The following is a 22,382-nucleotide window of genomic DNA, read 5'->3' as shown; positions in this document are numbered from 1 at the left end:
CTCGAGGCGGAGCACTCGGCCTCTGCCGGCTCCCACACCCCTCACACGCACGCTCCACGGCCTGCCTGGCGTCCTCGGACACCCAGCCTGCCTAGGGCACAAAGACACTCAAAAACCGGGATCGGAAAGAGGCTCTCAGCCGGCAGGCCCTCCGAGCCCGCTGATCCAGCCGCGGATCGCCTGTGCCGTCGTGGGTGCGTGTTCCTCGGTCATGGTCCAGTGGTCGCCGGGGACGTCCACAGTGGCGGACACCTGCGGCCAGGAGGACCGCCAGTCGCGGCTGTGCCTCTCGCGGCCGCCGTGCGTGCGCATCTCCGGCAGCTGCTCGGTGGCTCGGACCAGGAGCGTGGGTACGTCTGTCGGCTCGGGGCGCCAGCCGCGCAGCATCCGGGTGTAGGCCCCCAGCGCGGCCATCGACATGTCCTCCACCACCGCGTCGAACCCCTCCCCCATGGCCAGGGCCCCGCGGGCGGGCAGGGCCAGCAGCCATGGCTCGGCCTCCCGCTCGGGGGTCACGTGGTAAGTGTCGACGAGTACCAGGCCGGCAGGCGGGGTGCCGGTCGCCGCCAGCCGCGCCGCGACCGCATGCGCCGGGCAGCCGCCCATCGACCAGCCCAGCAGAACGGGCCGGCGACCCGCCAACCGCTCCCGCAAGGTGGCCGCGTGCAGGTCCACCAGCGTCTGCCAGTCGCGGGGCGGTGCGTCGCCCGAGGTGACCGCGGGGTGCCGCATCTCCAGGACGTCCCGTTCGCCGTCGAAGCGGCGCGCGAGCGCGGTGTACCAGGGTCTGGCCGGGGCCGGGGAGAAGCCGGGGAAACACACCAGTGGCGGCAGATCGGCCGCTCCTGTGGCCAGTTGGAGCGGTGGCAGAGCGTGCGCGGCCGCGTCCTCGGGGCCGAAGCCGGGGACGGCCAGCGAGGCGGTCACGAGCAGGTGCATCGCCGAGACGACGTCACCGGTCGCACAGACGCGGCGGTAGAGGGAGGCGAGGGTCTGGGGAGAGCGGGGCGGTGCGGGACGTGGTGCGGGTGTCTCGTGGTGGGGCAGCGCCTCGTGCAGTTCGGTGAGCAGGTGGTCCGAAAGCCGTTCGGCGGTGGGCAGGTCGAAGATGAGCGTGGCCGGGAGTTCCAGGCCGGTGAGCAGACTCAGCCGGTTGCGCAGCAGAACGGCGGTGAGGGAGTCGAGGCCCAGCTCCGTGAGGGCGCTGTCGGCGCCGACGGCGGTCGCGCCGGGATGGCCGAGCACGTCGGCGACCGCCTGCCGGACCAGCGAGAGCAGCGCGGGGGCGCGGTCGTCGGCGGGCAGCCGCGCCAGCCGCTCTCGCCACGCTCCCGGTGAGTCGTGCGTCTGCCGGGCGATGCCGTCCGTGGGCCCCCCGCCACCGAGGTCCCCGTCCGGGCCGGCTGCCGGGCCGGGCGGGGGCAGCAGTCCATGGAGCGGCGGCGGAACCGTCCGTCCCGCCGCATTGCCCCTCGGGTCCAGGGGCAGCGGTGCGAGGATCGGTTCGCCCGCCCCCGCGGCGGCGTCGAAGAGTGCCAGGCCCTCGGCAGGGGTGACGGCGCGCAGCACGCCGTCCCCCGTCCGGCCGGTACGGGCCGCCATCCCCTCGGCTCCCGCCCACGGCCCCCACACCAGGGAGAGCGCGGGCAGTCCCCGGGCGACGCGGTGCAGTGCGAGGGCGTCCAGGAACGCGTTCGCGGCGGCGTAGCCCGCCTGGCCGGGATTGCCGAGCAGGCCCGCCGCCGAGGAGAAGAGCACGAACTGCGAAAGTGACAGGTCCTTTGTCAGCTCGTGGAGGTGCCAGGCCGCGTCGGCCTTCGGACGCAGGACGGCCGCGAGCCGCTCGGGCGTCTGCGCCTCCAGCACGCCGTCGTCGAGGACACCCGCCGCATGCACCACGGCGGTCAGGTCCGCGGCGTGCCGGTCGATCACCTCGGCGAGTGCGGTCCGGTCCGCGGCGTCACAGGCGATGATGTCCACCCGGCCACCGGCGCGCGCGATCTCCTCCCGCAGCCGCCGCGCCCCAGGCGACTTCGGGCCGCTGCGACTGGTGAGTACCAGTCGGCGAACACCATGACGCTCTGTCAAATGGCGGGCCAGCAGCGCGCCGAGAGCCCCTGTCCCGCCGGTGATCAGCACGGTGCCGCCTGGTGCGAACAGGGCCGGGCCCGCAGGTGTGAGGGCCGGCAGTTCCAGCCGGGGCACCAGCACCTGGCCGGCGTGCACGGCGAGTTGGTGTTCAGCCGTGGCCAGGGCGGCGGGCAGCCGGTGCAGCGACTCGGGGCTACCGTCGACGTCGACGACGGTGACACGGCCGGGGTACTCCGACTGAGCGCTGCGCACGAGCCCCCAGACCGCGGCGGCGGGCAGGTCCGGGTCCGGACCGGTGGCACCGCGGGTCACCAGGATCAGCCGCGATCCCGGAGCCAGGGTGGGCAGCCGGTGGTGCAGCAGGTCAAGTGCACGCGTGACGAGGTTGCGAGCGTCGGCGGCCGGCGTGGTGGAGGGGGCCGGCGAGGTCAAGGAGACGAGGAGGGCGGGGGCGGGGGCTTCGACGGAGCCGGCAGGGGGTGCCCCGGCTCCCACGCAGCCGGACAGCGCGGCCGCCAGATCGAGGTCGTCCGGCGAGGTCACCGTGATGGCCGGGGTGGTCGAGTGCGTCGGCGCGGCGGCGGCCCAGCGCGGGCGGTACAACGGCTCCGGCTGTGCGCGTCCGAGGGCGCCGGGGGTGCCCGGAACCGTACGGGTGGTCAGCGCCTCCACCCGGAGCACCGGCCTGCCGGCCGGGTCGGCGAGGTCCGCGGCCGTGTCCTGCCCGGTGGGCCGCAGCCGGACCCGCAGCGCGGTGACGCCTGCCGCGTGGCGACTGACGCCCCGCCACACGAACGGCAGGCGGGTCGGAACGGCCGGTCCGTCGTCTCCCGGATCCGCGGGAACGAGCAGCGCGGCGTGCAGAGCGGCATCGAGCAGCGCGGGATGGACGCCGTACCGCTGTGCCTCGGCCGCCGCTGCGTCGGGGAGTCGTACATCGGCGAGGAGGTCGTCGCCGTGGCGCCACATGGCCCGCACGCAACGGAAGCCCGGGCCGTAGGCGTAGCCTGCGCCGACCAGCCGGTCGTAGGCACCCGTCAGGTCGATCGGCACCGCGCCCGGGGGCGGCCAGGACCCTTGCGGGCCGGGGCTCGGGACGGGGTCCGCGGACGCCGGACCCAGCCGGCCGGTCGCGTGGTGGGTCCATGCGCCGACCGGGCCGGAATCCGATGGGCGCGCGTGAATGTCGACGCTCCGGCGGCCGGACGGGTCCGGTTCGCCGAGCGCCACCTGCACGTCGACGCCTCGGCCGGAGCCGGGCAGTTCCAGCGGCAGCAACAGCGTCAGCTCCTCCAGGACCTCAAGGCCGCAGGTGGTGCCGGTGTGCAGCGCCATCTCGGCGAGGGCGGCGCCGGGGAGCAGGGGACGGCCGCCGACGGCATGGTCACGCAGCCAGGGCTGATCCGCCTCCGAGAGGCGGCCGGTGCACAGCAGGCGGCCCGTGTCCGGAAGGCTCGTCGTCCAGGTGAGCACCGGATGGCCGGAGGCGGGCCGGGCGGCGGGCCGCGTGGTGCCACGGGGCTCGGCCAGCCAGTGGCGTTGCCGCTGGAAAGGATAGGTGGGCAGGTCCACCCGCCGGGCAGGCGTGCCGGTGTGTCCGTGGTGTACGGCCGCCCAGTCGAGCGCCGTGCCGTGCACGTGGAGGCGGGCCAGTGCCGCCAGGAGCGTGTCGGGCTCCGGGTGGCCGGCCCGTACCGTCGGGGTGAACACCAGGTCCCCGGGCGCCTCGACCGTGGTGATCGCGGCCGAGGTGAGCTGTGTCCCGGGGCCCACCTCGGCGAACGCGGTCACCGCCGCCTCGCCCGCCAGGTGACGTACGACGTCCGCGAACCGCACCGTTTCGCGGGCGTGGCGCACCCAGTAGGCCGCCGAGCGCAGGTCGTCTCCCGTGGCCTGACGCCCGGTCAGTGCCGAGAGGATCGGGATGCTGGGCTCACGGTAGGTCACCTGGGTCGCGGCCCGGCCGAACTCCGCGAGCGCCGGTTCGACCAGCGGCGAGTGGAAGGCATGGGTGGTGCGCAGCCGTTCGGTGCGACGCCCACGGGCCTCGAAGCGCTCGGCCACCGCTGTCACCGCCTGTTCCGCCCCGGAGACGACGACCGAGCGGGGACCGTTCACCGCCGCGACCGCCACCGGCCCGGCCGCAGCCGGCAGTTCCGCGAGCGCCGCCGTCGCCTCCTTTTCGCCGGCCTCCAGGGACACCATCGCGCCGCCTGACGGGAGTTGCCGCATCAACCGCCCCCGGGCGGCGACCAGTTCGACGGCGCCCCGTGTGGACAGGATCCCGGCGGCATGCGCGGCGGCCAGTTCGCCGACGGAGTGGCCGGCCAGGAAGTCAGGGCGCAGGCCCCATGACGCGAGGAGCCGGAAGAGCGCGACCTCGAACGCGAAAAGGCCGGCCTGGGCGAGGTCGGTTCCGATCGGCGGGCCTGCGGCCGCTGTGCCGGGCCCGTCCCAGAGTGCTTCGCGCAGGGGTCGGTCGCCCACGCCGACGGAGTCGAACCGGGCGCACAGGGCGTCGAAGGTGTCGGCGAAGGCGGGGTACGCGGTGTGCAACTCCCGGCCCATGCCCGTCCATCCGGAGCCCTGACCGGTGAAGAGCAGTGCCAGCCGTGAGCCCGCCCGGACTGGGGCCGTCCCTTCGGCCGAGAGCCGGTCCAGTTCGTTCAGCAGGACGGACCGGTCCTGGACGGGCACCGCCGCCCGGTATCGGAGCGCGGCACGCGACGTAGCCGCAGTGAACGCCACGTCCCCGAGCGGCAGTTCGGGACGTTCGCGCAGGAATGCCGCCGTACGCCGTGCCTGGGCGCACAGCGCTTCCGGGCTCGCGCCGGACAGCAGGAGTGGCGGCTCGGGGGCAGGCCGGGCGCTGTCGCGGTCGGGACCCTCCGGCTCCGGATCCGCTTCCTCCAGGATCACATGGGCATTGGTCCCGCCTATACCGAAGGCGGAGACCGCGGCGCGACGGGGGCTCCCCGGAGCGGGGTGCCACTGCTGCTCCCGCGTGAGCAGCCGCACGGCGCCCGAGGACCAGTCGACGCCCGAGGTCGGCTCATCGGCGTGCAGCGTGCGCGGGAGCAGGCCGTGCCGCATGGCCAGCACCGTCTTGATGACGCCGGCCACGCCGGCCGCGGCCTGGGTGTGTCCGATGTTGGACTTCAGCGATCCCAGCCACAGCGGGCGGTCGGCCGGACGGTCGTGCCCGTAGGCGGCCAGCAGGGCCCTGGCTTCGATGGGGTCGCCGAGCGGGGTGCCGGTCCCGTGGGCCTCGACGGCGTCGATGTCGGCCGGGGTGAGTCCGGCGGCCGCCAGGGCGTCACCGATCACCCGCTCCTGGGCGGGGCCGCTGGGCGCGGTCAGGCCGTTGGACGCGCCGTCGCCGTTGACGGCGGAGCCGCGCAGCACGGCGAGCACCGGATGGCCGTTGCGCCGGGCGTCGGAAAGCCGCTCCAGCAGGACCAGACCGACGCCCTCGCCCCAGGCCGTTCCGTCGGCGGCGGCCGAGAAGGGCTTGCACCGTCCGTCGGGCGACAGGCCGCGCAGCCTGCTGAACGCGACGAACGGCACCGGGCTGGCCATGACCGTGGCTCCGCCGGCCACGGCCAGCGAGCACTGGCCCGAGCGCAGCGCCCGCGCCGCCGAGTCCATCGCCACGAGCGACGAGGAGCAGGCCGTGTCCACCGTCACGGCGGGGCCCTCCAGACCCAGGGTGTAGGCGATGCGCCCGGAGGCGACGCTGCCCGCCGAGCCGAGCGCGAGGTGGGCCTCGTACTCGTGGCCTCCCCGGTGCAACAGACGGCCCGCGTAGTCGCTGTGCATCACGCCGACGAAGACCCCGGTGTCGCTGCCGCGCAGGGTGCCGGGGGCGATGCCCGCCCGTTCCACCGTCTCCCAGGCGGTCTCGAGCAGCAGCCTCTGCTGTGGGTCGGTGGCCAGCGCCTCCCGGGGTGACATGCCGAAGAACGCCGCGTCGAAGTCGGCGGCCCGGCGCAGGAAGCCGCCGCGGCGGGTGATCGAGGTACCCGGCCGGTCGGGGTCGGAGTCGGAGTCGGAGTCGGAGTCGGAGTCGGAGTCGAACAGCGTGGCCAGATCCCAGCCCCGGTCGGCGGGGAAACCGGAGGTGGCGTCCGTGCCGTCGACGATCAGCTGCCACAGCTCCTCCGGCGAGGAGACGTCGTCCACGAGCCCCGGGTAGCGGCAGGCCATGGCGACGATGGCCACCGGTTCGTCGGGCCGCGGCGGGGCACCGTCGCCGCGTTTGCCGGTCCGGGCCTCGCGCGCCGCCGGGGACGGGGACCCCAGCAGCCCCTCGTGCAGGAACTCGGCGACCGCGTCCGGAGTCGGGCGTTCGAACACCAGGGTCGCGGGCAGCTCCAGGCCGGTCGTCGCCGCGAGCCGGTCCCGCAGCAGTACACCCTGCAGGGAACTGATCCCCAGATCGGTGAAGGCCCGGCTCGGCTCCGGGTCGATGTCCTCCTCGCCGTACAGCTCGGCCGTGGCATCGATGACGAGTCGAAGTACGGCCCGGCGCCGCTCGGAGGCGGGAAGCGCCAGCAGCCGGGCCCGCAGCTCGGCGGAGGCGGCACCCCGCCCGGTGACGAGCCCTTGGGCCAACTGAGCGGCAAGGGCGGCGCGTTGGATCTTTCCGGAGGACGTACGGGGCACCGAGTCGCTCAGCCGGATCTCGTCCGGCACCTTGAACGCGGACAACCGCTCCCGGCAGGCGGTCCGCAGCCGCGCCAGGTCGACTCCGTCCGGCCCGGGGACGACGAACGCCACCGGGACCTCCCCCAGCACGTCGTGCGGTCTGCCGACGACCGCCGCGTCCGCGACACCGGGACAGGCCAGGAGCACCTGCTCCACCTCGACCGGATTGACGTTCTGCCCGCCGCGGATGATCAGGTCGCCCACCCGGCCCGTGACCCGCAGCCCACCACCCGGCTCACGGCGCCCGAGGTCACCGGTGCGGTACCAACCGTCCCGGAGGACCTGCGCCGTGCTGTCGGGGCGGTTGTGGTATCCGATCATCAGGCCGGGGCCGCGAACCCAGATCTCGCCCTCGCCACCGTCCGCGGCGGTGTCCCCGGACATCGGGTCGGCCACCCGCACCTCGACTCCGGGCAGTGGCTGCGGCACGCGCTCCTGCGCCGGTACGTCGAGCCGGTCGACCGCCACCTTGCCGCAGGTCTCGGTCGAGCCGTAGCCGTCCAGCAGCGGAGCGCCCAGCAACCCCTCGACCGAGGACCGCAGTTCGTCAGGGCACGGCGCGCCGGCAGTGACGCACAGGCGCAGTCCGCCCGGTACCCGCGGGGCTTCTCGCAGCGTGCTCACCAGCAGGTGATAGGTGGCCGGCACCCCCGCGAGCATCGTGAACGGCTCCTGCAGCGGCTGTCGTTCGAGTGTCTCCACGACGTCCACGCCCCGGTCCAGGAGGTAGGCGCTCGCGCCCGTGGCGACCACCCCGAGGATGCACAGCGAGTACGCGTAGGTGTGGTGCATCGGCAGCGGCCACAGCAGCCGGTCCGTCTCGGACATGCCGAAGAGCGGCGCGTAGGCGGCTGCCGTCGACCACAGGACTGCCCTCTGGCTCGCCACCACGCCTTTTCGCTCTCCGGTGGTGCCGGAGGTGTAAAGAATCCAGGCCGGCTCGTCCAGGCCGAGATCGTCGCGCGGCGATCGGTCCGCATCGGTCCCGGCGAGTTCCTCGTACGACACCGCGCCCGCGGGTACTTCGGTCGGCAGCGTCTTCTCGCCCACGACCACCACCCGCAGCGAGGGCTGCCCGGCCGCAACCCGGGCCACCCGCTCCAGCAGTGACGCCTCGATCACGAGGGCGACCGCGCCACTGTCGCCGAGCACATGGGCCAACTCACCCTCGACCGCGCCTGGATCCAGCGGTACGCCAACCGCCCCCGCACGCAGGGCCGCCAGCGAACTCTCCACCATTTCCGCGCGGTTGGACAGGCAGAAGACCACCCGGTCCCCGCGGCGCACGCCGAGCCGTGCCAGATGCCCCGCGATCCGCGCGGTCCGCTGATCCAGCTGCCCCCAGGTCACGCTCCGACGCGCGTCCCGAAAGGCGGTTCTCTCCCCGGCGCGGGACGCATGCGCCCGGACGACCTCGGCCAACGGACGGACCAGTTCCGCGCGAACCCCCGCCATTCCCACCCCACTTGTGCGCCTGGCCCCCGACGCCAACCGACTATAGGGTCACGAACCGCCCGGGACCGCCCGCGCTTTCGGCGCGCCGGAGCGGGGGCCGGTCCTCCGGTTCGGGGCGGCGCCGTACGAAGACGCTTCCGACGGGCTTGCCGTCGCCGTCGACGACCGGGAGACGCCGAACCGGGTGCTCGCGCATCGTCGGGGCGACCCGTGTGCAATCAGCGGGCGCCCTGCGGGGTCAGCCGGAAGCAGTTGCCTGAACGGAGAGGTCGTTGTCGACCGTGTAGTAAGGGCGCAGGACGATGCCGCCCAGGCTCGCGGCCGGGTAGACGAAAGACCGCTTGCGGTCGGCCACGTCGTCCAGAAGTCTGGCGAGGCGGATCGGGGCCGCGCCGGAAGCGGGGTGGACGAAGAGGTCCCAGACGCAGTTTCCGCTCGCGGCTTCGACGGCCAGTTCCTCGTGGTCGACGGTGAAGGCGAAGCCCCTGCGGTCTGCGTCGGCCTGCGGCCGCACACTTCGTTCCCTGCCGTTGCTCCCCCGCACCCGTAGCCGGACGGCGGCACCCTCTGCGAACGAGGCACCGTGCAGGCGCGCTCTGACCGTCGTCGAACGGGCGCCGACTTCGATCCTGCCTGCCTCCGCGTGGACGGTGCGCAGCCAGGCCCGCACGGCGAGGAAACCCTCTTTGGTCACATACGGAATCCGCACCGCCACCGGGGACGTCCGGTCCCTGACATGTCCGTCGACGAGCGCACGCAAGTCCCGCAGTCCGGGCCGCAGCCGTTCCGGCTCCGCTTCGGGGTCTCGCAGCAGATAGGCGTCCCAGCGGCCTTCTTCGAGGGCGGGCAGCGGTTCGAGGACGGAGCGCAGGCAGCCCTCGTCGGCTGCTTCGAGGGCGATGCGATGTCCAGTCGTCTCGGGCTCCCCTTTCTTGGGCCTCAGCCGCAGCAGGAGCTGGGGGTGCGTAGCCGCTGGGGGCGAGGGGAGTTCGAAGGTGATGCGCCCGTCGGGGTCCGCGACGCAGTGCATGTGGAGTCCGGCGCTGCTTTCCGTCGTCATCGCTTCCCCCTGCGCACAGTGTTCAGCACGCGTCCGGTGGCGGCGTGTGCGATGTCGCGAGCCGCGAAGCCGTGGCTCACCAGGCTTCGGTGCCCGTCCCGAGGCACTGGGGCCCCTCCACGTCCGGCCGTTCTTGCGGCAACCGCCTCGCTCAGCAGGCGCTCCGCGTGTGCCACCACGGTCCGCGGGGCGAAGCGCCGGGCGTTCTTGACGGCCGCCTGCCCCATGGTCCGGCGCAGCTCGTCGTCACGGACGAGGTCCAGCAGGGCCGAGCCCAGCCGGTCCCGGTCCCCGACCGGTACCAGCCGGCCGTCCACCCCGGCTTCGATGATTTCGCCGGGGCCGTAGGGGCAGTCGGTGCTCACGACGGGCAGCCCGCAGCGCATGGCCTCGACGATCGTCATGCCGAACGGTTCGAAGGAGGACGTGGCCACGCCGATGGACCCCTTGACCCATTCCGCTTCCATGGGCGTGGCCGGGCCCATCAGGAAGGCGTTGTTGCTGAGCCCCAGTTGCTCGATGAGTGCCCGCAGCCCGTCCCGCTGCTCGCCCGCGCCGTAGATGCGCAGCTGCCAGTCGGGGTGCTCGGCGGCGACCTGCGCGAAGGCGTGGATGAGCAGGTCGTAGCGTTTCACCGGGACGAGCCGCCCGGCTGCGACGATGATCCTCGCGCGGCTGTCCGCGGGCGGCAGCACGGGGTCGGGCACGCTGTTCGGCAGGGCTTCGACGCGGACACCGGGCAGATGCATCTTGCGCCGGTAGGCGCGGGCATCGGCTTCCGTGACCGTGGTGAGCACGTCGAGGCGCCGATAGGCCCGACGCAGTGCGGTGCGCAGCCGTGCCGGATGGTTGTCCAGCGTGAGGTGTTCCTGCCCGACGCGCAGCACCCGCTCCGGGGCCTGGAGGGCGAGGTGCACATTGAGCCCCGGCCGGGTGCCGATCACCACGTCGGCGTCGGTCGTCTCCAGGCACTGGGCGATCCGCTCGTCCGTCAGCCGGCTGTACTGGTGGTAGCGGTACTCGGCGGAGGGAAACACCTTCGCCGGTGTCCGGTGCAGCTCGTGGTCCTTCTCCCGCCGCAGGTCGACCAGGTGCCGCAGCCTCACCCGTGGATCGGGAGTGAGGTGGGGGCGTTTGCGGTGCCGTAACACGGAGACGATCTCCACGTCGTGCCGCTCGGCCAGTGCCTGGGCCAGGTTGAACGTCGTGGTGATCGTCCCCCCGATTCCATAGGCGTTGTGGAGCAGGAAAGAGATCTTCATGCCGGTGCAGACTTCGGCACCTCCCGTGCAGTTGTGCGCCGTTACCACTTCGTGCCTCCGCGGGACCCGGCGGTCCGGCATGCGCAATGCCGACCGTCCGGTCAAAGCGGTACTTGACTCCACGGCAACTGGCGTGGGGATGGCGGCAGTTGAGACTCACACAAGACGTACGGCCTGATCCGCGCCAAGGGCGCACGCCCGGGCCCTGGGCCCTGCCCCATGGGCCAGGATCTCCGCCGTTCGCCAAGCGGTCGTCTCCCAGCGCAGGCGGGCTGCATAGTGGGCCGCCTGGACGCCGAGACGCAGTCGCAGTGCATGGTCGGCGAGCAGCCGTCCGATCGCATCGGCGAGCTGACCAGGGCCTACCAGCAGGCCTGTGACGCCGTGCAGCACAGCGTCACGGTGGCCCGGTATGTCCGTAACGACGGCAGGGATGCCGCACACCGCGGCCTCGCTGACGGTCAGCCCCCATCCCTCCGCCGACGAGGCACTGACCAGCAACCAGGCCTTGCGGTAACGCCGGACCAGCTCGGCCTGTCCCACATGTCCGAGGAAGGTGATCGGAGCCGGGTCACCGAAGTGATGGCTCGTCAGGGCTTTCAGCCGAGCGAGTTCCGGTCCGTCGCCGATCACATCGAGGCGCGCCGATGGGTGCCGCCGCACCACCTCGGCCATCGCCCGGATCACCAAGTCGATCCGCTTCGACTTCACCATCCGAGCGACCAGCACAACAGACGGGAATGCCGAACGGCCGTCCCCCGCACTGTCGGCCGAGGACGGTGCAGTGAAGAACGCACGGTCGACCCCGGGGGGAATCACACTGATCAACGATGCCGGCAGCCCCAGTCGCCTGACCAGGTCGTCCCTCGTGGATGCCCCCGGTGTGCAGATGTGCGCGCCCTGGTACAGCGCGGGGGCCAGCCGGGATTCGGCCAACCAGCCCAGTCCCCCGAGCAGCGGCCCGAAGTGCTCCTGCCACACGTGGCCATGCACATGATGCACCCAGGTCACGGTGGGCCCGGCCGCCCAGATCGGCGCCAGCCAGGGCACTCCGTTCCAGACCTCCACAACGCCCGTGCCCGGCCGCCTCATCTTCATCAGCTCCGCGAGCAGCCCCGGAAAGACGCTGTACCTGCCTCCCCGGCGGACCACCCGATATCCGTCCCGCACCACCCGGCGCGGATGACCAGGTGCTCTCGAGGTTCTCAATATCACCTCGACACCCGCATCGGCCCAGACTTTTGCCATGGCGCTGGTGTGGAATTCGGAGCCACCCGCGGCAACGTCCTGCACGTCACGCCACGCCAGTACCACAATTCTCCGGACAGCCGCTTCGGCAAGGCGTTTCCTCAGGCTCTCGGGACCGGTGATCCGGAGCGTTTCCTGATGCAAAATCGTCCCCCGTCCCCCTTCTGCCGACAGCGCCGCGCACAGCCCGGGCAAGGCAAGCCGATCCGGTCCGATTCCCGGCAACTGCCCACAGCTTGTGACATCTTGACAGGCAGTCGACCCCATGTCACCCTCAGTTCCACTCTCGGGGCCGACGGAGTAATCGGGGCCGCTGATGAAGTACCCGCGCACATCATCCACAACGGAGGCAAGCGTCCGGGAGATCGTCTCCCGCATCGACGGCTGGCTCACCCCGGCCCAGGCAGCAATTCTGGCAGAGCTGGCCGCACGAATTCCGGACGGTTCACACATCGTCGAGTTCGGATCATTCCTCGGGCGATCCACTCTTTCCCTCTTGTCAGGCGCCCCCGAAGTCACCAGCCTTTACGCCGTCGACCCCTTCGCCGGTGACGAAGTCGGTCCCAGGCCCGCAAAGTCCACGGGCGTCCGTATCGATTCCGAGGCGGTGCACCGCCAATTTCACAGGAACCTCGCCTTTGCCGACGCGGAGGGACGCGTGACGCATCTGCGGATGCGATCCGCCGGCACGCCGGCCGAAGTCCTCGCGACGGCGGGACTCTTCTTCGTGGACGGCTCGCACCGTTTCCGCGACGCCACAGCGGACCTACGACTCGTCTGCCGTCACCTGCGCCCCGGAGGGTGGCTCGCGATTCACGACGCGTTCTACTCGGTCGAGGTCACCCTGGCGATCATGATCGTTCTGGTCCGGCGCCCGGACTTCGTCTACCGGGGACGCAGTGGCAGCCTGGCTGTCTATCAGCGGACCGGCCCGGCTCCCGGCCGGGGTGTGCGGACGGGCGGCGCCAACCAGCTTGTCCAACTGGCCGAGCTCGTGACTCTCTGCGGGGTCTGCGTCCGGAAGTCCTGGCTGCTGATGACGACGGCCACCGGCCGGGTCAGCGACATCGGGGCGCGGTGGCCGCACTGAGCCGCGCGACGTGATGCGCGGGACACGACGCGGAGCGGTTCAGGCTCGGGAGATCTGGGGGGAAGCGTGCTGAGGCGAAGGCTGGCCGCCGCCGCGGCCAGAATCGGGGACCTACCGCTGTTCTGGTGGCCGTCCGCGCGCCGCCAGCGGATCCTCTCCCTGGCCGGCGCCACCCTCCTCGCCGGCGCAGCCGTCCTCTGCTACGAGGCGCTCGTGCGCGGCGACGCCAATGGGGTCTGCACCCGCCAGCCTGTGGCCTGCGGTCTGGTCACCAACCTGATGTCCAGCATCATCGTCGCTTTCCTGGTGTCTCTGCTGTGGATCGGTACGATCTCCCGCTGGGTCGTGCTGCGCCGGCATCTGCGCCAGATCCGTGAGAACCCGCGGCGGCTCACGGCGGAGATCGGTCCGGCCACGGGAACGGACGAGTTCATCGCGCCTCCCGGCCTGCTCGCCGTGCTCGAGACCGAGCTGAGATTCGGCCCGGCGGGCGTCCCGCTGGTCGTCACCGGAGCCGCCGGTTCGGGCAAGACGATGCTGCTCGGCCGGCTCGCCATGCATCTGGCCGGGCAAGGGCTCGTACCCGTGATGCTCTCGATGCGCGGCCGCCATCCCGGAGAAAACATCACGGCACTGGCCAGGACCGCATTCCTGCAACAGATCGACCGCTTCGTCACCCGGGAGAGCGACGGCGAGAAGATCTGGCGCAAGGCCAGGGAGCAGCGTCGCGTCGTCGTCCTGGTCGACTCGCTGGACGAGATGGGAAGCGAGGCCGGCTTCCTCGACGTGCGCGAACTGACCCGCGCCCTGCTGGACCGGGTCACGGGCGAGGACGTGGGACTGGTCCTGGCCGCACGGCCCGAGTCGCTGCCCGCCCTTCTGCCGGGGTACCGGTTCCCCATACCCGCGCTGCCGGTCACCGAGACGGTGACCCGGCTCGCCGAGTGGGGCATCCCCGGCCCGCTCGGCAGCGAACTCACCAGCCGGCTCGAACTCAACCATGTCCCCTTCTACGCGGCTCTGTGCCGCGAGCTGTCCCTCACCGAGCTGTCGGAGGTCGCCGACCTGACCGGCTCGGTGCCGGGCCGCCGGGTGGTTCTTCTGGACCGCGTGCTCACCCGGCGAACGGCCGGCAGCACGGCCCACCGGGACCTGATGCCCGTACTCGGCTCGATCGCCTGGACCCAGATCGGCTTCGGCCGCACCATGTGCGGCGTCGAGGAGTACCTGTCCGCCGGTGAGGGCCCGGGCCTGGGCCGTCCACCGCGGAACCGTGGCAAGCTGCTGACAGCCCTGCGTACCGCCCAGGACATCGGCCTGCTGCGCACGGGGCTGCACGGCGAACAGATCGCCTTCCGCCATCCGCTGGTGCTCAGCCACGTCGCCTCGTTGAGCGTGGCGGAAGGCCTGGACAGCGCCCGCGGACGCCGTTTCCTGTCCACGACGCTGGCGGAGACGGCCATGCGCGAGCCCGTCATGGCACTGGAGATGGCGCTCTCGCGTGAACCCTCCCTGCCCCGCGCCCGCCGGCTGATGGACATGGCCGAAGGGCTGCCGCCGACCGCACCCGTGCTCCGGAACCTCGCCGTCGTGAACATGCTCGCTTCGGTGGCCGCAGCGCTGTCGGACGCACCTCTGAAGCGCCGCTGTCTGCGCATGTACCGTCGGTGCTGGGCCGGCGCGCGGCCCGCCGACCGGGGCACGGCGGTGCCCTTCGTGGGTCTTCTCGATGTCCGGGGCAGCGGCGCGTTCCTGTGGTCGGTCTTGGATCTGGACGACCAGTACGTGGCACGCTGGGCGTGCGCGCAGCTGCTGGCCGAGCCCGACGTCGCCCGCTACGGGAGGCTGGCCGGCTTCGTGGACGGATTCATCAGCCGGATGCGGGCACCGGCCGGCCCATCGAGTGGGAGCGACATCGTGGAACGCGCGTTCTGGTTCATCCCGGCGCTCGCCGACGGTCTCGACGTCGGCCCTGCCAAGGACCGGGCCGCGGGCCACCTGTTGGAACTACGACGCTGCCTGGAGGAGATGACCGTACGGGACGCACCGGGCGCGCTGGGCGCCGAGTCGTCCCTCGCCCAGGGATACAAACTCGCGGCCTTCCGGGACCCTGAGCTGCCGCCCGACCCGGGTGCCTGCGAACTGCTGCGCACCGGCAGATTCTGGTACGCCAGGCTGGAGGCGGTCCAGGCCGTGGCGCGCCGCCTGCACCACAACCGCACCGATGCGCGGGCGCTCCGCGCCCTGCGGGACGCCCTCCGGGACAGCCACCCCTTCGTCCGGGCCATGGCGGCGCTGGGCCTGCGCTGTGCGGACGAACCGTGGTCAAGGCTCCTGTGGTACTCGGAGGAGAGCCTGAGCGGATCCACCGTGTCGTCACTGGCCCCTGAGACGCTGCAACTCCTCGGTGAAGTGACCCTCTGGCTGAACCACAACGAGAAGGCCGAGCAGAGCAAGCGCGATGCCAACAGCCTTCGCGCCAGCCTGCCGCTGTGCATGTCGAGCAGGTCGTACCGTCCACGACTCACCACCGGCGGGCCCTGCGGGCAGGAGTGCGGCTTCGGCCTGTGCCCGTACACCGCCGACGCGACCGGCCGTCACTCTCGGGACCTGCTCAACGAGGCCGTCTGCCGGTCGATCCGCCAGGCGGGCCTGCGTACCGGCACGCCATCCTGGTACAACTCATCCCGAAGGAAGGACTACACGGCGATATGGACAACGCTGGAGACCTTCTACCAGAGCCGGATGCGGTAGCGGCTCAGGACCGAGCGGGGCCGGAGGCCGGACGCTTCCACGGGATGCGGGTGGTCGTCACGGGAGCCGGTCACGGGATCGGTCTGGCGATCGCCCGCTCCTTCCTCCGGGAGGGAGCCCTCGTCTGCGCGGTCGACGTCTCGGAAGAGAACCTGGCCGCGCAACTGGGCGGCACGGAACGGGTGCAGCTCGTACGCGCGGACGTGGGCCGTGATCCGCGGGCACTGGCGGCTCGCCTGCTCTCGGGAGGCGACGTCGACATCGTCGTGAACAACGTCGGGGTACGGTCCGGGAAGTCCTTCTTGGCGATCGAGCCCGAAGACCTGCGCCGGACCTACGCCACCAACATCGAGGGACCCTGGTTCCTCACCCGGGACCTGGCCCGGCAATGGCTGGCGACCGGTCGGCGCGGATCCGTCGTCTTCGTGCTCTCCCTGCACGCGGAGGCGGTCCGTATGAACCCCGACTACAGCACGTCCAAGGCCGCGCTCGCCATGCTGGTCAAGGAACTGGCCGTCGAACTCGGTCCCCACGGCGTACGCGTGAACGCGGTCGCGCCCGGCGCCATCGACACGTGGTCCACGGCCAGCGAACGGTCCCGGGCGCATATCGAGCGCTCCAGCCGTCCCGTACCACTGGGCCGGCTCGGCACCGCGGACGACGTCGCGCACTGGGTTCTGGCCCTCAGCGACGAGCGGCTGGCGGCGTACACGACCGGTTCGGTCATCACGGTGGACGGCGGGCTGCGCCTGCACAACTGGTTGCACGACCTGTACACCGACGCGGAGGACGAGCGCGACACCACGGCTTTCTGAGAGCTGGACGCGGGGCCCGCCGGTGCGGGTCGACCGGCCGGGCCCCGTCATGTGACAGCGCCCCTGCCTAGGCCTCCCGGCCCACCGAGGTGAACGACATGTCCGAGTAGCGATCCCCCGCCACCTGGCCGGCGATCGGCTCCAGCAGTGCCAGTTCTTCGGCGGTCAGGACGATCCCGGTGGCCGCGGCGTTCTCGAGGAGGCGGCTCCGCTTGCGGGTTCCGGGGATCGGTACGACGGTCAGGCCGTGTGCCTGGGCCCGCTGCTGCACCCAGGCCAGGGCGATCTGCGCCGTGCTGACGCCATGGTCGGCGGCGATCTTGTGCAGGGGTGCCAGAAGAGCGGTGTTCGCCTTGGCGTTGTCGCCGGTGAAGCGCGGCTGATACTGGCGGAAGTCGCTGCCGGAGAGGTCCTTGCTCGCGTCGGTGAAGGAACCGGTCAGAAAACCCCGGCCGAGCGGCGAGTACGGCACGAAGGCGACCCCGAGCTCGGCGGCCGCGCCCACCGCGCTGTGCTCGACGTCCCGGCTGAAGACCGACCACTCCGACTGCAGGGCGGTGATCGGGTGCACGGCGTGTGCCTCGCGCAGTTCGGCACCGGTGACCTCGCTGAGGCCGAGGTGCTTGACCTTGCCTTCGCGCACCAGTTCGGCCATGGTGCCGACGGACTCGGCGAGCGGGACGGCGGGGTCGCGGCGGTGCATGTAGTAGAGGTCGATGACCTCGACGTTCAGGCGGCGCAGGCTCGCCTCGACGGCCTTCTTGATGTAGGCGGGATCGTTGCGGATGCCGCGGTAGCGCGGGTCGTCGGCGCGGCGCTCGATGCCGAACTTGGTGGCCAGGGTGATCTCGTCACGGTGCGCGGCGACGAACGGCGCGAGGAACTCCTCGTTGGCACCGGAACCGTACATGTCGGCGGTGTCGATGAGGGTGACACCCGCCTCGACGGTGGCTTCCAGGGTGTCTCGAGCCGCCGCGTCGTCCGTCTGTCCGTAGGCGTCGCTGATGCCCATGGCACCGAAGCCCTGAACGCCCACGAGGGGACCGCCGTCGCCCAGCTCGACCTTGCTGATCTTTTCCGTCATGCAGGTCACGTTAGAGGGTTCGAGTGCACTCGAAGCAAGTGCGATTCGAGCGGCGCCTCCCGGATCGGCGGAGCCGCCCACCCACGCTCAACCGCCGTCCTGCCGCAGCTCCTTGGCGATCTCGCCCAGCTTCTCCCGGTCGCCCTCCTCCACATAGGAGAACCGGGGGCAGAGCGTGTGCGGCGGGCTCGCCGGACTCAGGGTGCGCATCAGGGCGACGGCCATGTTCTTCAGTGCGTACATGCCGTGCACGGCGAGCGGCAGGGCGGGCTTGAGTTCCTCGACCTGCCGGCCCGCGATCCTGTACGCGACGTCCTTCTTCCTGCCCGAGAAGGCGAGGTAGAGGTCGTCGACGAGGCGGGTGTAGGCCAGGTCGAACTCGATCAGTGCCGCGCTCTCGGTGCCCCCCTCGGTGTCGCCGTTGCGCGGGACGTGCAGCGCCGGGTGTACGGCGCTGTAGTCGACGAGCACCATGGCGCCCATCGGCTCGTCGCCGGCCTTCTGGTCCGTCCGGAAGCGGCGGCCGTTCTGGAGCTCGCGGAAGCGGGCGTAGTGGGAGTACATCTGCCAGCCGTTGCGGAGCTTGTCCTTGTCCGTGACCGACTTGGCCGCCTCCTCGAGCTTCTCCGGGGGCAGGCCCTCCCCCTCGTCGATGATGGTCTGGATCGCCTGCTGCGCGGACTTGCGGTCCTTCACCTCGACCACGTGGCCGGCGCCGCCGTAGTACTGGGTGTCCGGCACCTGGTTGAGGTGCCGGAAGTCGGAGTCCTTGCAGACGGCCGGGTCCGTGAGTGCGGTGCGGACCGCCTCGTAGAACTCGCCGATGGTGCGGTAGACACAGGTGCCGAGCGGGATCTCGGCCGCCCTGGCCGCGCCGTGCAGCGGATGTTCGATGGCGACGAAGCTGTCGATGGCGTCCGGTGAGAGCGGGCGCAGCTGGAGGGTGCCGATGCCGGAGACCAGGGGGTTCGTCAGCGGGTAGGACGGGATCGGGTGGAGGTGCTTGCCCATGAACCTGACGGGCTCGACGCTCGGCGTCTGCCCGAGCGCGTTCAGGACGTTGGCCGCGAGCGTCATGTGGAGCATCTCCTCCATGACCACGCTGCGAATCGTCTGCGCCGTCTCGGTGTTGTGTCCGTCCTTGATGGAGTAGAGGGCGGTCAGGTAGACGGGGATGGTGCTCAGCTCCAGGCCCACGGCGAGCTGGAGAGCGGCCTTCAGGTCCTTGAGACCCGTGATCGGGGCCGGGGTCCGGTCGCTCACTTGCCTTCTCCCTTCGTCGGCTCCAGGTTCTCGGCGATCCTGTCGCCGGTGCGGATGGCGAGGGCGGTCATGGTGAGCGTCGGGTTGGAGGTGCCCAGCGTGGGCATGCTGCCGCAGCCGACGATGTAGAGGTTCTCCAGGTCGTGGCTCCTCTGGTAGCTGTCGACGACCGACTTGGCGGGGTCGTCGCCCATCCGGTGGGTGCCCACGACGTGCCCCGCGCCTCGCACCCAGTAGGTCTTGCCGTCGTACCGCACCTCGGCCGCGTCACCCGCTTCCCAGTGGGTGTAGTCGCCCGTCCGGTATTCCGGGCGCCTGACCTGGTCCTTCATGCCGAGCCGCGCGAACAGCTGCCTGCTCGCCTCCGCCGCCCAGGGCAGCGACGCCTTCACATAGTCCGAGAGGTCGTAGTGGATGACCGGGCGGGGCTTGCCGAGATGGTCGACGTACTTGTCGGGGTCGATCGTGACGCAGTTGCTGTCCTGGGGGTCCTGCTCCAGCTCCCAGGCGATCCTGAACTGGCGGGGCAGGATGTCCCCGAGCCTCTTGCGCAGTTCCTTGCCGTAGAGCTTCGCCCTGCCGTCCCGGCCGCCGCCGACCAGGTCGTGGACGGTGTCGTAGGGGGCGTTCTCCGGGAAGTTCCAGCCCCAGTTGCCGATCTCCACGCGGAACGCGGTGCGGTCGGCGCGGAAGGCGCCGTCCCGGAAGGCGGGGATGCCGGACGTGGAGCCGGGGCCCCGGAAGGCGCCTGCGGGGTCGGGGAGCAGGCCCCAGGTGAGCAGCAGCGGGTGGTCCATCAGGTTCTTGCCGACCTGCCCGCTGTTGTTGGCGGCGCCATCGGAGGCGAGCAGCAGAGTGGCGTTCTCGATGGCGTTCGCGGCGAGGACGTAGACGCCGGCGGTGACGCTCTTCTCCTGCCAACCGCCGTCCGCGTGGTACGTCTTGTAGGTGAGGCCGCCGACCTTCCCCTTCGTGCCCTTCTTCTGGTCGTGGTGCACCCGCATGACGACGGACTGGCTGCGCACGGCCACCCTGGCCCTGGAGTTCTCCCCTTCCTTCGGCGGCCGGTCGGGGTACTTCACGATCATCTCGTACAGCGTCTTCAGCGCGCTGTACTTGGCCTGTGCGGGACAGATCGGGATGCAGCTGGAGTTGCCCTCGCAGCGGGTCCCCTGGTCGGCGTTGCCGACGGCGCCGACGGGCTCGTAGTCCGGTGTGTTCGGAGTGGAGTTGCGCGCCACCGGGGTGTTGCTGATCCTGATCTCGAAGGTGGCGGCCGGGTGCTCCTGGTCGGGCAGCCTGACCTCCAGACCGTCGGCCACCTTGGCCAGGTGCCGATCGAGGTGGCTGGAAGGGATCTCCTCCATCGGGAAGATGTACTTCCCGTCCCGGGTCTTCTTGGGGTCGCTGGTAGCGAAGAACTGCTCGGGTCGGTCGACGTACCCGGGGGAGTACTGGTGCTCGACGTTCGCCGCGACCCCGATGATGTCCCATTCGGCGCGCTCGTAGTACGGCTTCATCCGCTCGTACCCGAGGTCCTTGGGCCAGTCGACGCCTCGCTTGTACGTCGTGTGCATCCGGAAGTCGTTGGGGAGCATCCGCAGACAGGTGCCCAGCCAGTGCAGGGTGGTGCCGCCGAGCGAGCGGGCGTAGTCGCTGCCGAAGGGCATCGGGCCCTTCTGTACGAAGTACCCCTTGTCACCGGGCGGCTTCGCGATGTCCAGCACGTCCGGCTGGGGCGCCGAACCGGTCGCCGGGTACGGCGAGTTGGGGACCTTGGCGAGTGCCTCGTGGTAGGCCTCCACGTAGGTCACGTACTTGTCGGCGCTCATCGCCGTGGCCCGGCCCGCCTCCAGGATGAGGATGCGGGGATGGTGGTTCTGCTTCGCGGCCTGGTCGATGACCGTCTTGGCCACGGTGGCCGCGGAGACACCGCCGCCGACGAGAACGATGTCGAAGTGCTCGGGGGTCTCGTCGTGCTCGTTGCTCATGGGCTCCTCGGCTCAGGAGATCGGGGGCAGGTACGGGGGCTCGGCCCAGGAGCCGAAGCCGGGCGGTTTGGCGCCCATCGGGTGCGCGCCGGCCGCGGCCCAGACCAGGCCCTCGCGGTAGCCCTGGGCGGAGACGACGTGCTCGACGTCGTCCGCCGTGGAGCCGTTGACATCGCGGTAGTCGCCGGACAGCGGGTACCAACTGCCCAGGTACCAGAGCTTGATGAGGCTGACGACGACCGGGGCGAAACGCGGAGCCTCGATGACCGCCCGTTCGAGGGCCGCGTGGCCGCCGCTCGCCAGCCGGTCCATGGCGAGCGACTCGGCGGCGACCTTGAACAGCTGCCCGGCCTCCCGCTCGCCGATGATCCGCAGCAGCGTGTCGTAGTACGTGTCGACCAGGCCTGTCCCGGCGAGTTCCGCCCGGTCGAAGCCCGTGAGGACGACGGAGAGGTCGGTGAAGATCTCTTTGGGTACGTTGAGCATGCGGGTGCTCCCGTGCGGGTGGGACAAGGGGTCGGACGAGCCCGGATCCCGGGGCCGTCATTGATCCTTCAGCCTGGAGCGGCACGGTCGCAACGGCGCAAAGCGCATGTATCCGGGGCATACCGAGGTGCGCCCCCCGGCGCACACCACACCCGTCCCACCGCGCGATCACACCCCGGCTCCCGCTGCCTCCTCGCGCGCCCCTCCCGTGCACTGTCGACCGCCGGCTGCACCGGCCCGCGTGGCCGTGTCCTCGTACCGCTGCCAGTCCTGGGACGTCAGGTCGAGGAGCCGCTCGATGTCCTCCGCGGCCGGCTGGGAACCGTGATCCCCCGTCACCTTGAGCGTGGAGACCGCGGTGATGCGGCCCAGCCGGAGGGCACGTGCCGTCGTCCGTCCCTGGAGCAGCCCCGGGAGGAAGCCCGCCGCGAAGGCGTCGCCCGCGCCGACGGGCTCGACCACGGTCGTCGGCAGTGCCGTGACCGCGCATACGCAGTCAACCACACCGCGCGGCCGATCTCCGGCGCCACCGTGGTCGCCCGGTGGTACGGCCTGGCCGGCCGCCAGGTCGCCCCCGAGCAACGCGCGACGGTCGACATCGCGGCCTCTGCCACCACGACCGCGCTCACCGCACACGAGAAGGACGGGCTGCCGGACCTCCACCTGCTCCGCCTGCGCCTTGCGGACGCGCAGGGCTCGCCGCTCTCGGAGAACACCTACTGGCGCCATCGCGATCCCGAAGCCATGCGGGCCCCGAACAGGCTTCGGCGGACGCGGGTTTCGATCGACGTCATCGAGGTGAACCGCCGTTCGGGCCGACCGCGCCACGAGCCGCACACGTGGCCAACCGGGGCTCGCAGTCGCGGCCATGCTCCGTCTGTCGCTCCTCGACGCCCGGTCCGGGCACCGTGTGCTGCCCGCGCTCTACAGCGACAACTGTCTGTGGCTGCTTCCCGGCGAGTCACGGACGATCACAACCTCCTGGCCCGCGGACGTGGTGGCCGCCCGGCCCAAGGTGCGAGGCGAGGGCTACCACGTGCCCGGGACCACGAGCCGGTGACAACGGAGCCAGTCGG

General features: G+C 71.5%; 12 protein-coding genes and 3 pseudogenes. 5 read left to right on the top strand and 10 right to left on the bottom strand.

The genetic code is table 11. From position 1 onward, the window contains the following. Positions 1 to 135: 135 nt before the first annotated feature. From ACIRU3_RS19650 to ACIRU3_RS19630, 5 genes and pseudogenes are all read right to left on the bottom strand, one after another. On the bottom strand, positions 136 to 8,253 hold the full coding sequence (locus ACIRU3_RS19650) for a type I polyketide synthase (protein WP_404057765.1): 8,118 nt from the start codon (positions 8,251 to 8,253) through the stop codon (positions 136 to 138). A 40-nt stretch (positions 8,254 to 8,293) separates the two neighbouring features. Beyond that, positions 8,294 to 8,452, bottom strand: a pseudogene (locus tag ACIRU3_RS19645) (CBS domain-containing protein); the annotation flags it as partial. A gap of 39 nt (positions 8,453 to 8,491) precedes the next feature. Then, a complete protein-coding gene (locus ACIRU3_RS19640; protein ID WP_404057764.1) occupies positions 8,492 to 9,313 on the bottom strand; it encodes a transferase in 822 nt (273 codons plus the stop codon). Next, positions 9,310 to 10,575 carry a glycosyltransferase family 4 protein gene (locus ACIRU3_RS19635; protein ID WP_404057762.1) on the bottom strand — a complete coding sequence of 422 codons (1,266 nt, stop codon included), beginning with the start codon at positions 10,573 to 10,575 and terminating at the stop codon, positions 9,310 to 9,312. The genes ACIRU3_RS19640 and ACIRU3_RS19635 overlap by 4 nt, the downstream gene beginning before the upstream one ends. Before the next feature lie 156 nt (positions 10,576 to 10,731). Continuing rightward, a complete protein-coding gene (locus ACIRU3_RS19630) occupies positions 10,732 to 12,201 on the bottom strand; it encodes a glycosyltransferase family 4 protein (protein ID WP_404057760.1) in 1,470 nt (489 codons plus the stop codon). Here ACIRU3_RS19630 and ACIRU3_RS19625 point away from each other — a divergent pair. From ACIRU3_RS19625 to ACIRU3_RS19615, 3 genes are all read left to right on the top strand, one after another. Then, positions 12,140 to 12,913, top strand: a complete 774-nt coding sequence (locus ACIRU3_RS19625; protein ID WP_404057758.1) for a class I SAM-dependent methyltransferase — start codon at positions 12,140 to 12,142, stop codon at positions 12,911 to 12,913. The genes ACIRU3_RS19630 and ACIRU3_RS19625 overlap by 62 nt on opposite strands. Before the next feature lie 66 nt (positions 12,914 to 12,979). Then, a complete protein-coding gene (locus tag ACIRU3_RS19620) occupies positions 12,980 to 15,667 on the top strand; it encodes an NACHT domain-containing protein (RefSeq protein ID WP_404057756.1) in 2,688 nt (895 codons plus the stop codon). 44 nt (positions 15,668 to 15,711) lie between these two features. Then, on the top strand, positions 15,712 to 16,482 hold the full coding sequence (locus tag ACIRU3_RS19615) for an SDR family NAD(P)-dependent oxidoreductase (RefSeq protein ID WP_404057754.1): 771 nt from the start codon (positions 15,712 to 15,714) through the stop codon (positions 16,480 to 16,482). Between the two features lie 67 nt (positions 16,483 to 16,549). Here ACIRU3_RS19615 and ACIRU3_RS19610 read toward each other — a convergent pair whose 3' ends face one another. The 5 genes and pseudogenes from ACIRU3_RS19610 to ACIRU3_RS19590 form a co-directional block, all read right to left on the bottom strand. Next, the gene (locus ACIRU3_RS19610; RefSeq protein ID WP_404057752.1) at positions 16,550 to 17,566 is read right to left on the bottom strand and encodes an aldo/keto reductase; all 1,017 of its coding nucleotides are present in this window, start codon (positions 17,564 to 17,566) and stop codon (positions 16,550 to 16,552) included. A gap of 87 nt (positions 17,567 to 17,653) precedes the next feature. After that, a complete protein-coding gene (locus ACIRU3_RS19605; protein WP_404057750.1) occupies positions 17,654 to 18,829 on the bottom strand; it encodes a ferritin-like protein in 1,176 nt (391 codons plus the stop codon). After that, a complete protein-coding gene (locus ACIRU3_RS19600) occupies positions 18,826 to 20,820 on the bottom strand; it encodes a GMC oxidoreductase (protein WP_404057748.1) in 1,995 nt (664 codons plus the stop codon). The genes ACIRU3_RS19605 and ACIRU3_RS19600 overlap by 4 nt, the downstream gene beginning before the upstream one ends. A gap of 12 nt (positions 20,821 to 20,832) precedes the next feature. Then, the gene (locus tag ACIRU3_RS19595) at positions 20,833 to 21,306 is read right to left on the bottom strand and encodes a hypothetical protein (RefSeq protein WP_404057746.1); all 474 of its coding nucleotides are present in this window, start codon (positions 21,304 to 21,306) and stop codon (positions 20,833 to 20,835) included. Positions 21,307 to 21,474: 168 nt separating this feature from the next. Continuing rightward, a pseudogene (locus ACIRU3_RS19590) lies at positions 21,475 to 21,798 on the bottom strand (PfkB family carbohydrate kinase); the annotation flags it as partial. A 39-nt stretch (positions 21,799 to 21,837) separates the two neighbouring features. Here ACIRU3_RS19590 and ACIRU3_RS19585 point away from each other — a divergent pair. Both ACIRU3_RS19585 and ACIRU3_RS19580 read left to right on the top strand, forming a co-directional pair. Continuing rightward, positions 21,838 to 21,969, top strand: a pseudogene (locus tag ACIRU3_RS19585) (hypothetical protein); the annotation flags it as partial. A 205-nt stretch (positions 21,970 to 22,174) separates the two neighbouring features. Then, the gene (locus ACIRU3_RS19580) at positions 22,175 to 22,366 is read left to right on the top strand and encodes a glycoside hydrolase family 2 protein (RefSeq protein WP_404057744.1); all 192 of its coding nucleotides are present in this window, start codon (positions 22,175 to 22,177) and stop codon (positions 22,364 to 22,366) included. The last annotated feature ends 16 nt before the right edge of the window (positions 22,367 to 22,382 follow it).

Source organism: Streptomyces sp. NPDC101151 (assembly GCF_044768335.1).
Classification (GTDB): domain Bacteria; phylum Actinomycetota; class Actinomycetes; order Streptomycetales; family Streptomycetaceae; genus Streptomyces.
The sequence above is the reverse complement of the archived record's forward strand: the minus strand, read 5'-3'. Positions and strand labels throughout refer to the sequence as shown.